Genomic DNA, 13,617 nt, shown 5'->3' with positions numbered 1-13,617 from the left:
TCGTATAACACAATTAAAAAATAGCGATGAATATCAAGCATAGTTTTTTCCGTATTTGTATCTTTTTCATCGGATTGGGTGTTATCCTACCTGCTGCGGCACAGGAAAAACACAGCTGGAAAGAGGCAGAAGCCGCGGGATATAAGTATCGTTACGTCAGTAATGATCCGATGAATACGCGTTTCTACACATTGAAAAATGGATTTACCGTTATCCTGACCGAAAATGCAATTGAGCCCCGGGTAACGGCTCAGATTGCTGTACGTGCCGGCAGTAACAACGATCCGGCTACCCATACAGGATTAGCGCATTATCTGGAGCATCTTTTATTCAAAGGCACCGATAAAATCGGAACGTCCGATTGGGTGTCAGAAAAAGCGTTATTGGATCAGATCGAAGAACGGTATGAAATGTATACAAAGGAAACCGATATAGCTAAACGTCGATCAATTTATAAAGATATTGACAGCCTATCTGTGGAGGCCTCCCGTTACTCGATTGCAAACGAATATGATAAGCTGATGTCGACAATCGGCTCACAGGGTACTAACGCACACACGTGGTTTAATGAAACCGTCTACAAAGAAGATATCCCCTCGAGTTCGATCGATAAATTTTTGATGATACAGGCCGAACGTTTTCGATACCCCGTTTTTCGACTTTTCCATACCGAACTCGAAACCGTCTATGAGGAAAAGAACATAAGCATAGACAATGATGGGAGACGTGGCTTTGAAGTACTATTGGCCGAACTTTTTCCAAAAACCAACTATGGGCAGCAGACTACATTGGGAACCGTAGAACATCTTAAAAATCCATCCCTAAAAGTAATACGTTCATTTTATGACACCTATTACGTAGCCAACAATATGGCTGTTGTGCTGGCGGGAGATTTCAATTCAGATGATATGATTAAAAAGGTGGACCACTATTTTGGCGCATTTCCGTCCGGCACAGCTGTATCCGATAGCGATGTTTTGGAGGAACCAATTCAGAAGTCCGCTGTTCTCGATGTCTTCGGTCCAAGTGCACAGTACATGATGATGGGGTACCGTGTGGGTAAGAGCAGCAGTCGGGAGGCGTTGTTGGCCGATGTGACGTCCTCATTGCTATCGAACGGGAAAGCTGGGTTAATCGATCTAAATTTATCCCAAAAACAGCTTGTATTGGGGGCAGGTGCGAATTTGAATCAACAAAAAGACTATGGATTCTTTACGCTCTTTGGCTATCCGAAGCAAGGTCAGACACTGGAAGAAGTGCGCTCGCTGTTGCTGGAACAAATCGAGTTATTGAAGAGGGGAGAATTCGATGCATCTTTAATAGAAGCCATACGTGCGAATAGCACACTATCCTTTTTGCAGGGTTTGGATAACAACACAGCGCGCACACAGCATCTGGTTACCGATTTTATCCGTACTAAAAGTGCAGGTTGGGACCAGGAAGTAGGCTATCTTGATGCACTGGCTAAAATCACCAAAGAGGAGATCGTTGATTTCGCTAAGACGTTTTTTAAAGACAACTATGTTGTTGTCAACAAAAAGCAAGGGGAGGCTGGTGATATCGTTAAAGTAGAAAAACCGCCGATTACCTCCGTGCATACCAATGCAGACAAGCAGTCTGTCTATTTAAACGAGATTGCTGCAATGCCATCACTACCTGTCGAGCCTGAATGGTTAGACTATGAGCGCGATATCCAACAGGCAAAGGCTGGTAAAGCAGATGTCCTTTATGTTCAGAACAAGGATAACCAGCTTTTCCGACAAACATTTCTTTTTGACATGGGAAGCTGGAACGACAAGTTGCTGCCCTTAGCAGGTAATTATCTTTCTTATCTTGGTACCGGCAAGATGACCGCGGCCCAGGTACAGGAGGCTTTCTATAAATTAGCCAGTAACTACAGTATAAATATCAGTAGCGAAGAAACACGTATTACGCTGACTGGTCTACAGGAAAATTATGGCGAGACGATGTTATTGTTTACTGATTTGCTAAAGAACTGTAAAGTTGACGAGGCCGCTTTAGATAATCTTAAAAACGACGTATTGCAACAGCGTCAAAACAATAAGACTAACAAGCGCAATATTATGCAAGGTTTGATGAGCTATGCAGTGTATGGTGCAAAAAATCCTTTCAACGACCAACTCTCTTCAGCTGAGTTAGCAGCTATAACAGGGGATGAACTGGTAGCCCTGCTGCATAATCTGTTGAATTACGAGCACAAAGTTATCGCATACAGTCCCTTGAGCTTGAAACAATATACGGCTGATCTTAGCGCGTATCACAAATCACCGGAATCTTATAACAGCATACCTGCGAAACGCCAATACAAACGTTTAGATCATATAGAAAACACGGTGCTCTTCACCGACTATGACATGGTACAGGCTGATATCAGCTGGTATAGAAAAGGAAGCGACTATCGGGCAGATAAAGAGGCGAGCGTAGCCCTGTTTAACAGTTACTTTGGAGGAGGAATGGGATCCATCGTTTTTCAAAACCTGCGCGAAGCGAAAGGTTTGGCTTATACGACCTATGCTACCTATTCATCACCGGCAAAAAAGGAAGATCCTTTTGCTGTGTCTGCGTTTATTGGTACGCAATCTGACAAAATAAGTGAGGCCGTAGCGGGAATGAATGCACTGTTAAATACCTTGCCACGTTCAGAGAAAGCATTTAATACTGCCAAGAAAAGCTTCCTCAGCGATATAGAAACGCAACGGATCAAAAAGGATGCTATCATCTTCAGCTACTTGCAAAATCTTAAAAAGGGTATCGACTATGATCGCCGTAAGGATTGGTATAGCCAAGTGAAGACGATGGAATTCGCTGATATTGAAAAAGTCCACCAAACGGAGTTGGCCAATAAAGCGTATACATATTGTATTGTCGCTTCCGAGAAGAATGTTACGGATGAGCAACTTGGTAATATCGGAAAACTTACGAAGTTAAGCCTCGAAGAGATATTTGGATACTAAGATCGTCCCTCATGGGTCAACAAAAGAAGGCGTCTTTAATAGAAGGGCGCCTTCTTTTATGATTTGATTTATATCGGATAAGCTGTTTCGCTTTTCGTTTCAGACAACACAAAATAGGTTTGCACCGTATTGACATGCGGTAATACCGCCAGTTTATACCGTAAGAACTGATGGTATGCTTGCATATCTCTGGTCGCAATACGTAGCATAAAATCATACGAACCAGCCATCTGGTAACACTCCATTACTTCCGGAAATTTTGCAACCTCCCTTTCAAATTCGTTTAGTACCTCGGCAGTATGTGCCTTCAAAAATACTTGGGAAAAGGAAATGAGGTCGATCCCTACTTTTGAACGGTCCAATATAGCTACCGTACGTTTTATGTATCCGTTAGCTTTTAGTTTTTTCACGCGTTCGTGAACCGCTGCAATCGATTTGTTTAGATGATAGGATAACTCTTTGTTGCTGAGTGAGGCGTCTGTTTGCAAGAGACGCAAAAGCTTCATGTCCACATTGTCAAGTTCCATGGTATGTTTTTCTTGATTTAATCGTTCAAAGATATGAAAAATTGAAATAATTATTGTTTAATTCTATTTTTCAATTATATTTTCGAATTTTTGTAGTAAGTATTGAATATTATTTTGTTTAATGCAAATTTTGTAAAATAATTATTTAAATATGATGGAAGAGATAATCAGCGAATGTCTGTCTCCAAAGCTGGATAGTAAATTTAAACACTTATGGTGTTTGGTAGGTAATACGCCGATGCTAGCATTACAATATGTTTACCAAGGAAGGCCGGGAACGATTTACGTGAAGTGTGAAAATTACAATTTAACAGGTAGTATCAAAGATAGGATGGCTTTGTACATTTTGTATAAAGCCTATATGAACTGTGCGATACGCCCGGATGATATGATTGTCGAAGCTACAAGTGGAAACACCGGAATAGCATTCTCTGCTATTGGCAAAGCATTGGGACATCAGGTTAAGATTATTATGCCCAATTGGCTTAGTAAAGAGCGTATCGATATTATCAAGAGTATGGGGGCAGACATACAACTGGTCAGTAAAGAGGAGGGAGGTTTTCTTGGTAGTATCCGTTTGAGTGAGGAATTGGCTGCAAAAGGTGGTGTATTTCTTCCGCGTCAGTTTGAAAATCAGTATAACGCTGAAGCGCACGAGTTGACTACCGGACGGGAAATTGCATCGCAACTAGAATCGATTGGGAAAACAGCAGATGCATTTGTGGCAGGCGTGGGAACAGGTGGTACGGTAATGGGGGTTGGAAATTATCTACGCCAAATAAACCCTGTTGTGAAGGTACATCCGTTAGAGCCTGCAGAAAGCCCTACCTTAACGACAGGATATAAAGTAGGATCACACCGTATACAAGGGATTTCAGATGAATTTATTCCTGCTATTGTTAAACTTGATCAATTAGACGAAGTCATTCAAGCTTCTGACGGTGATTCTATTCTCATGGCGCAAAAACTGGCAAAACAGTTGGGGCTCGCAGTGGGTATATCGTCCGGAGCAAACGTGATAGGCGCAATTAAATTGAAAGAACAGCTGGGACCCGATGCAACGGTTGTAACGCTCCTGTGTGATGACAATAAAAAATATTTAAGTACAGATTTGGTTAAAGAAGAGCCTGTTCAGGATGGATTTATCACGACAGACGTGGCGTTTGATGGATTCCATCCCATTAGTCGTCTAATGCAGCCTCTTATATCACTTCCAATATCTGCTCCACTTTCATAACTTTTTCAAAAAAACCAAAGTGTATGAACAGCATACGTAAATTTCTTATAAGTTTAGTCTTGATGATTCCCTTAATCATATTCGGGCAAGAAGCAGACACGCTGATTTCACCCGATGGGATCGAATTTAAAGAGAGTCAGGCAGATGATGAATCGGCTTCTACTGGAAGCGATACCCTGTTGGAAATACCGGAAGATCTGATCTTCGAGGAAGGAACATCAGGGAGTGACACAGCGGCAACCCTAGCAATTGACTCCCCTGTGCAGTCGGTAGACGCGAGCGCCGAGGGGGGACAGTCTCTCTGGGGGATCTTCATTGCAGGGTTACTCGGCGGATTCGCAGCCTTCATTATGCCCTGCATTTTCCCAATGGTGCCACTTACCGTCAGTTTCTTCACCAAGAAAGGAGGTTCCCGTGCCAAAGGTGTATCACAGGCATTCCTATATGGTCTGTTCATCATCGTCATCTACGTTGCCCTCGGTATGCTCATTACCATAACATTTGGCTCTGATGCACTGAATGCCCTGTCCACGAATGGTGTATTCAACTTTCTATTCTTTCTGATACTGGTCGTGTTCGCTGCCTCTTTCTTAGGAGCCTTCGAGCTTACCCTACCAAGCTCCTTTGTGAATAAGATAGATGCCCAATCAGATAGAGGTGGGTTATTAGGTCTGTTTTTTATGGCCTTCAGCCTGGCCTTAGTGTCTTTCTCCTGTACCGGCCCGATTATTGGTACACTGCTGGTAGAAGCAGCCTCCAAAGGTGAGCGGCTGGGACCTGCCATCGGTATGCTTGGCTTCTCTATCGCGCTGGCGATACCCTTCGTACTCTTTGCTTTCTTCCCTTCCATGCTGAAATCCTTGCCCAAGTCGGGTGGCTGGCTTAACAGTGTCAAAGTGGTACTGGGCTTTCTGGAGCTTGCATTGGCCCTCAAGTTTCTTTCAAACGTAGACCTTGCCTACCACTGGAACTGGTTGGATAGGGAAGTGTTTCTGGCGCTTTGGATAGTGATCTTTGGGCTCATGGGGCTATACCTGATCGGTAAGATACGCTTTGCGCACGATAGTCCGGTGGCTCATCTTTCTGTTCCACGTACCATCCTGTCGGTCATCGTATTCGCCTTTGTGGTATATATGGTACCCGGTATGTGGGGCGCACCGCTGAAGTCGATATCGGCATTTCTGCCACCATCGGCAACACAGGACTTTGATTTGTCTACAGTAGGTTTTGGAACACCAGTCGCTACAAGTTCCACTGCCACAGGCAAGCAAAAGAAATACTATGAGATCTTTCATGAGCGCGGTACGCCAAAAGGTTTCGACCCATATTATGATTATGAGGAAGGACTTGTTGCTGCCAAAGAACTTAATAAACCAGTACTGATTGATTTCACAGGTTGGAACTGTGTGAACTGTCGTAAGATGGAGGCCAATGTATGGACCGATCCAAAGGTGGCTTCGCTGCTTCGAGAAGAGTTCGTGATGGTAGAACTGTTCGTGGATGACAGGACGGAACTGGTAGCCGATGAGCAGTACGTATCGGAATACTCGGGAAAGAAAATCAACACTATCGGTAAGAAGAACAGCGATTTTCAGGCTGCTTCGTTCAATAGTAACTCACAACCGCTATACGTGATTGTAGATACCGACGGTAATGTGCTTATACCGCCAAGCGGCGCAAATTATGACGTAAACAGCTATGCGGCTTATTTGCAGAAAGGTATTTCCGTATTTAAAGGTAATTTGTGATGATAATACGATTTTATAGTTTTGTTTAGTTAGTTAAGAGGGCAGTCGAGAGATTGCTCTTTTTTATTTATTCACTTATAACGCGTACTTCTATTGTTTTTTGAAATATTGTTTTCATTTTCTATTTTTAGTTGTTACTTGAACTAACATAAATAATCTATAGTATTGGTAGACTTTTGTTTTTTTAATGTTTATATTTGTCTCCCGTCGATTAGCGTATGTATTAAACCCCTAGTATGCCAATCGCTAGTGGATTTTTTAGCAAAAATAAGAAAGAGGCATAGATATGAAGGTGCTGTTAGATGATTTTGATAAGCAATATATAGCTGCCATCAAAAATGGAGATAAGGAAGCCTTTGCACAAGTATATGAACACTATTGGAAAAAATTATTAGCCATTTCGTTTCAGCACACAAAGAATAAGGAAATGGCAGAGGAGATCGTACAAGATGTCTTTATTTCCCTTTGGCAACGCCGCAGTAAACTTGAAATAGAACATTTATCTAGTTATCTAGCTACGGCAGTCAAGTTCTCTACCTTTAAAATGTTGGATCGCACGCGCAGGCAAGAGATGATTCGAGATGCTGTTTTGCCAAAAGATGATCATCAACTAGACGAAGAGGTGATCGATGCACGTTTTTTACAAGAGTATGTTGATGGTATCGTGGAAAAATTACCAGAAAGATGTAAGCTAGTGTTTCAGTTGAGCCGAAAAGAGCAGAAATCTCATCAGGAAATCGCAGAAGAACTACATATTTCTGAAAAAGCAGTAGAAGCAAACATCACTAGGGCATTGAAAATGCTTCGTATTAATCTTCGGAGAGTGGGTTTTAGCTTGTTTTTGTTTCTTTTTCTTTAATTTCTTTCTTTTTTTTAAAAAAAACTACTTTTTCATGTAGGGATACCCTATCTCATATGGTACTCTTTATATAACAACCGGATTTATGGAGAATAATGAACTATATCATTTAATTCGTAAATACTTGCAGGGAACGGCAAGTACAGCAGAACGTGAGCGTCTTTTGAAATGGTATAGACAGGATGCCGATCGAGATGTGTTTTGGGAAACGGATGACCCATATGAAGAGGAGCTTGTGCATAATCGTATCCAGAGTAAAATATGGGTGGAGCTGGATGAAAATGTGGCGAACCGAAAAACGGGGAAACGCCTTTGGTTGTATACCGCCGTAGCAGCAATATGTTTGGCAGTTTTGGGAATAAGCTTTTGGAAAATGAATGATAAGGGAGAGGAAGCATTGATAGCAACATCACCAAAAGAACAATCGGAAAACCGATTTGTATTGTTGCCAGATAGCTCCCGTGTTGTTCTTCGACCCGGTAGCAGATTGGAGTACACAACGGATTTTAAGGGAGCGACCCGAGAGGTTTCCTTGGTAGGTGAAGCCTATTTTGATATTTATAGAAAGGAAAATCAACCTTTTATTATACATACCGGAAAAGTAAAAACCGTCGTCTTGGGGACAGCCTTTACGATAAAAGCAGCTGATGGAAAAGAAGAGGTGAAGGTAATGGTACAGCGTGGGAAAGTACGGGTGGAACGTGAAGAAAAGGTCATGGCTGAACTGACTGCAAACGAGCAGATAGAAGTGCGCACGACGATTGAAATTCCTAAACAGGAGGTATTGGCAACAGTGGAGAACACATTTGATTGGACAGGGGAAGACATGCGTTTTGATGCGCAGGCTTTCGGTGAACTAACCTCGAGACTGGAACGCCGATATGATGTGGAGATTCGTTTCAATAATCCCGATTTGGCAGACTGCCCTATCAGTGGGAAATTCAGCGGACTAGAAACACTAGAAGAAGTGTTGGATTTTCTGTGTACCACGCGCGGTGCTACATTTCACCGAAATGGAAAGGTAGTAGAAATAGACGGGAAGGGCTGTTAGGAGAAAACAAACAATATAACAACATATACACTAATCCTTTCACTAACTTAATGACAAATGAAGATAAACAAGTATGACGACCCGTAGTACGATAAGATAAAGAAAAAAGCCCCTGCCGCCGTAGGAAGCACAAACAGGGAGCTTAGGTTTTTAAAATTTTTGTTAAAACTTTTAACCCAATACAAATAATGCAAAAAATCTTGTTTTTTGCAAGTAGAGAACCGTGTCGTTTTCCGAGCTTGCATAAGCGATTTAACTTTCTTTTTCTTATGAGGGTCAATTTAATCTGTGGCGTTCTGCTGACCTTAACAATCAATCTTTTAGCCTCTAATTCCATTTTGGGGCAGAACATCCATACGAACACAGTTGAGTTAGGTATTCGCACAACTACCTTAAAAGCTGCGTTACAACAATTGGAAGTGGAAACGGGCATGAGCATTTTCTACCCGAGTGAAATTGTGGATAGATATGGTGCACCCATCTTACCTGCCCAGAAGCGTACGATTGCAGAAACTTTAGATCTACTGCTGCAGGGGAAATCCCTGGGCTATAGCCAACGTGGAACAAGCATCGTACTTTTTGAGAAACATATGTCTTTTGAAAGAGGTGACCAGACAGCACAGCATAGGGTCGTCAATGGACAGGTGCTGGATGTTTTAGGTAAACCGCTGGGTGGAGTGTCTGTCTATATCCGTAATTGGCAGCGTCTTCCACAAGAACTTAGAAATGTCTCCAGCACAGCAACGGACGAGAATGGTATCTGGTCTTTGCCTGTTCCGAGTGACACAACTTTCCTCGTATTTTCCTTTATCGGATATGAGAAGCAGGAAATTCGAGTGGGAAATAGAAGCTCACTGGCCGTAATGTTGGAGCCGGACCAGGCTATGCTAATCGAAGATGTGGTCGTAACAGGTCTATTTGAGCGACCAAAGGAGGTCTATACTGGAGCGGTGCGCTCTTTTAACCAAGAAGAATTACAGCAAGTGGCTGGAAATAATGTGCTCACAGCACTTAAATCATTAGATCCGTCTTTTCAGATGCCGGAGAATATTAACTTAGGTTCCAATCCTAATGCCTTACCAGAGGTCACGCTTCGTGGTGGAAATAGCTTGGTGGATCCGGGTGGTGCGACAACCAGCCCGTTTAATTATGAGACGGCACCAAACACACCGCTTTTTATATTAGATGGTTTTGAAGTTTCTCTCACCCGTATCAACGACCTCGATCTTACCCGTATCAAGTCCGTTGATCTATTGAAAGATGCTACAGCGACGGCTATCTATGGCTCGAGGGCGGCGAATGGTGTCGTGGTTATTGAAACTATTCGGCCCGAGGCTGGAGATTTGCGGGTAACCTATACCGGCAACATGTCGTTGGAATCTGTGGACTTGAAGGATTATAACTTGTTGAATGCAAGAGAGAAGCTGAACATCGAAGAACAAACGGGTGTTTATTTGTTTTGGGGAGATACGCGTACCGAACAACGGCTAGAACATTATTACAACCACCGTCTTGCCGAAATACAAAGAGGTGTAAATACAGACTGGACAACCTTGCCCTTGCAGGTAGGTGTCGGACATAAACACAACCTGTACATAGAAGGTGGAGATGATGTGATCTTGTACGGGATCGGAGGAACTTATTTGAATACGGAAGGCGTGATGAAAGGGTCGAATAGGCAAAATATATTGGGAAATGCCTACTTGTCCTATCGCAAAAATGGCTTGAATGTTCGCAATGAAATCACGATAACAAGTAATGTTGGGAATAATTCACCCTACGGTACGTTTCAGCAATATACAAGGTTAAATCCGTATTGGACACCATATAACGACGACGGCTCCTTGAAATATTTTCTGGAGACCGTCTACGATGGAGAAGGTAACCGGCTTACCAACTTTGATAATTATGATAATTTGGACGGAAATACCACCGACCCCACAGTACGACCTACCAATCCATTATATAATGCCGATCTCGGCGTCAAAGATCAGACACGATACACGAATTTGATGAATAACACCGCTTTACAATGGCAGGTGAACCCTTGGCTACGTCTGACGGGTAGTGTGGCGTTGCAGTTCCAGTGGGACGAATCTGACCGTTTCTTACCGGCACAACATACCTCATTCGCCAATACACCTACCTTTGAGAAAGGTTCTTACGATAAGGGGCATGGAAAGCGAATAAATTATGATGTTAATCTAGGCGCAAACTTTAATAAAGCAATAGATAAACACCTCCTGTTCGGAACGCTAGGCTTCAATGCACAACAGGTGCGAAGCTATACTAATCTTTATACGGTAATTGGCTTCCCCAATGCCCGATTGGATGATATTACACAAGGATTGGGATTTAGAGATGATTCCCGTGTAACAGGAGAAGAGAATTTTACGCGCTTATTGGGTGGGTTTGCCAACGCATCCTATGCTTATGACAATCGTTTTTTAGCGGATATGTCGTTTCGTTTAGACGGTTCTTCCCAGTTCGGTGCAAATAATCGTATTGCGCCTTTTTGGTCTCTCGGAGCTGGGTGGAATGTGCATAATGAACCGTGGCTGAAAGATACCGATTGGTTGGATATGTTTAGGCTTCGTTATTCCTTTGGTTATACGGGTTCGCAAAACTTTTCCTCGTATTTAGCGCGTACAACCTCGAGGTTTTACAATGGATCTGATTATAGAGGTATGATAGGTTCATACCTTTTAGGCTTTGGTAATGACGATCTTTCCTGGCAGAAAACTCAAAAGAACAATTTTGGATTTGACATTAATATCTTTAATAGATTAAATATCGTCGGTAACTATTACATCGAAACTACACAAGGTTCTATTGGCGACGTGAATACGGCACCATCGTCCGGATTCACCAGTTATTCCGAGAACATAGGTGATATGCGTACAAAGGGCTATGAGCTTTATGTGCGCTATAATATCATGAATTCGCCAGGGAATCGAAACAATTGGTCTGTATTCGCCAATTTGTTCCATGTGGACAATGAGATTACGAAACTATCCAGTACGTTGGAAGCCCTAAATGCCCGGGCAGATACAACCTTTTCGTCAATTCCTATCACACGCTATGCCGTGGGGCAATCCACGAATGCGATATGGGCTGTACGGTCGCGTGGAATTGATCCGGCGACCGGATACGAAATTTTCGAAAAACAGGACGGTACGCTGACTAATATATACCACCCGAGGGATCAAGTAATCATTGCCAATGGTCGTCCGAAATTGGAAGGTACTTTCGGTACGAACTTCGAATATAAAGGGATTGGTGCAAACGTGTTCTTACGATTCCGAATCGGTGGGTATGCCTATAACCAAACATTGGTAGACCGGGTGGAGAATGCCGAAGTCAATATGTATAATGTAGATAGGAGAGTGGCCGAAGAGCGATGGATGCAGCCAGGCGATATCACGTTTTTCAAAGGATTGATCGATTATTCAGGTAGAACAATTACTACACCAACACGCAGCTCTTCTCGTTTCGTGCAGCGTAATGATCTCTTATCGTTAGAGAGTATTTCAGTTTATTATCGGTTTAGCGATGCGCTGAATAAACGTTTGAGCCTGTCCAACACGCGGGTTACGTTGTTTAGCAACGAGTTATACCAATGGTCCGCTATACAGCGGGAACGCGGACTGGACTATCCGTTTTCACGAACTTTTACATTACAAGTATCTACTTCATTTTAAGAATTATATGATGAATAAGAAAGTAATACAAAGAATAATCAGCAGTATAACCGTTGCTTTTGCTGTTACGGTAATGGTTTCCTGCAATAAATGGCTGGATGTACGTCCATCAAACCAATTTGACGAAGATGAGCAATTTAGTACCGAACAGGGATATATAGACGTGTTGATTGGCACCTATCAATCCATGACCGATGAAGCTACCTATGGTGCAGAGTTGAGTTTTCGCTTTGTGGATGTGTTAGCACAGCTTTATGGCAATAAATCTTCCGGAACAGATTATTATAGGCTATCTGCGACGTATGCATATACACAGGCAAATAACAACCAGCATAGTCCCAGAACTATTATTGAAAATATATGGTCTAAACAATACAACTCCATCGCACAACTGAATTATTTACTAAAGCGCTTGGATACGCGACCAGCGGAATTGACAGAAGCCAACTATAAGTTGATTAAAGGAGAAGCGTTGGCTTTACGGGCGTTTTTGCATTTTGACCTGCTTCGATCGTTTGCGCCGGCCTATAGCGAAGCTACTGTAGGAAAAAAGACCATCCCCTATGTGACTGAATTTACCGTTTCTCCCAGTAATGTGTTAACATTTACAGACGTGGTTGATAGAATGGAGACTGATTTACAGGAAGCTATCGACTTGCAATCCGGATTTCAAGAGATTGACCAAATCATCGACAATCAAGGAACAACTTCATCCGGGTTGTTTGACATGTTTCGGCAAAACCGTATGAATTATTGGGCTGCTAAAGCACTTTTAGCGAGAATGTACCTATACATAGGAGATAAGGTGAACGCGAAGAAATATGCAGACGAGGTTATCGATTCGGGACAGTTTCGTTTTATTCCTACAGCCAACCGGATTTTTGATGAACGAGACTCTCTTTCTAATATTTCTTTCACACAGGAGCATATTTTTTCGTTATACCATTCCGGTTTGCGAAATGTAGCGGATAACTTTTTTAAGACAACAGCACTAAACCCAGAAGGATCCGATTTATTTAATACCAAGCCCGTATTGGATGGTATTTATGAATCAGCCGGGGAAGGGTTGGGATCCGACATACGCTCCACAATCGCCTCGCCGAGCCGATGGAGCGAACATAATACCAGTGCGGTTTATACGAAGAAGTATTATTCAGACCATGCGCGTAATGTCAACCAACGCCTAATACCCTTAATCCGTTTGCCAGAGATGTATTATATTGCTGCTGAGGCTTCCACCAACATGAGCGAAGCATTGGAATATCTCAACGCTGTTCGCGATGCACGAAATATCTCCACAATGTTGACCAATGAAAACGTTTCGGATGAAACGGCATTTCGGAATGAACTGTTCAAAGAGTATCGGAAAGAATACTATGCTGAAGGGCATTTGTGGTATTTCTATAAACGATTGGCATATACGTCTTTGCCGAACACCGTGTTTTACAACAACATGGCGTCTGTATATACCTTTCCTATTCCGGATGGCGAACTAGAATTTAATCCTGATTATAATTGA

Annotated in this window: 8 protein-coding genes; 7 read left to right on the top strand and 1 reads right to left on the bottom strand. The window is 42.5% G+C overall.

Annotation, left to right across the window (positions count from 1 at the left end; translation table 11 throughout):
* Window positions 1-26: 26 nt before the first annotated feature.
* On the top strand, window positions 27-2,975 hold the full coding sequence (locus FXV77_RS19225) for a M16 family metallopeptidase (protein ID WP_148920868.1): 2,949 nt from the start codon (window positions 27-29) through the stop codon (window positions 2,973-2,975).
* Between the two features lie 68 nt (window positions 2,976-3,043).
* On the opposite strand, the gene FXV77_RS19220 is transcribed toward FXV77_RS19225, so the two are convergent.
* On the bottom strand, window positions 3,044-3,502 hold the full coding sequence (locus FXV77_RS19220; RefSeq protein ID WP_148920867.1) for an Lrp/AsnC family transcriptional regulator: 459 nt from the start codon (window positions 3,500-3,502) through the stop codon (window positions 3,044-3,046).
* 154 nt (window positions 3,503-3,656) lie between these two features.
* Here FXV77_RS19220 and FXV77_RS19215 point away from each other — a divergent pair, with 154 nt between their 5' ends.
* From FXV77_RS19215 to FXV77_RS19190, 6 genes are all read left to right on the top strand, one after another.
* Complete coding sequence (locus FXV77_RS19215) at window positions 3,657-4,739, top strand: PLP-dependent cysteine synthase family protein (protein ID WP_394344153.1); 1,083 nt, start codon at window positions 3,657-3,659, stop codon at window positions 4,737-4,739.
* Window positions 4,740-4,762: 23 nt separating this feature from the next.
* Window positions 4,763-6,487 carry a protein-disulfide reductase DsbD family protein gene (locus FXV77_RS19210; RefSeq protein WP_148920865.1) on the top strand — a complete coding sequence of 575 codons (1,725 nt, stop codon included), beginning with the start codon at window positions 4,763-4,765 and terminating at the stop codon, window positions 6,485-6,487.
* A gap of 286 nt (window positions 6,488-6,773) precedes the next feature.
* Window positions 6,774-7,346: an RNA polymerase sigma-70 factor gene (locus FXV77_RS19205; RefSeq protein ID WP_148920864.1), complete on the top strand. Its 573-nt coding sequence runs from the start codon at window positions 6,774-6,776 to the stop codon at window positions 7,344-7,346.
* A gap of 85 nt (window positions 7,347-7,431) precedes the next feature.
* A complete protein-coding gene (locus FXV77_RS19200) occupies window positions 7,432-8,397 on the top strand; it encodes a FecR family protein (protein WP_148920863.1) in 966 nt (321 codons plus the stop codon).
* A gap of 269 nt (window positions 8,398-8,666) precedes the next feature.
* Window positions 8,667-12,098 (top strand): SusC/RagA family TonB-linked outer membrane protein, encoded by a 3,432-nt coding sequence (locus FXV77_RS19195; protein WP_187444187.1) that lies wholly within the window; start codon window positions 8,667-8,669, stop codon window positions 12,096-12,098.
* Window positions 12,099-12,105: 7 nt separating this feature from the next.
* Window positions 12,106-13,617, top strand: a complete 1,512-nt coding sequence (locus FXV77_RS19190; protein ID WP_148920861.1) for a RagB/SusD family nutrient uptake outer membrane protein — start codon at window positions 12,106-12,108, stop codon at window positions 13,615-13,617.

The sequence above is a fragment of the Sphingobacterium phlebotomi genome (assembly GCF_008180195.1).
GTDB lineage: Bacteria > Bacteroidota > Bacteroidia > Sphingobacteriales > Sphingobacteriaceae > Sphingobacterium > Sphingobacterium phlebotomi.
The sequence above is the reverse complement of the archived record's forward strand: the minus strand, read 5'-3'. Positions and strand labels throughout refer to the sequence as shown.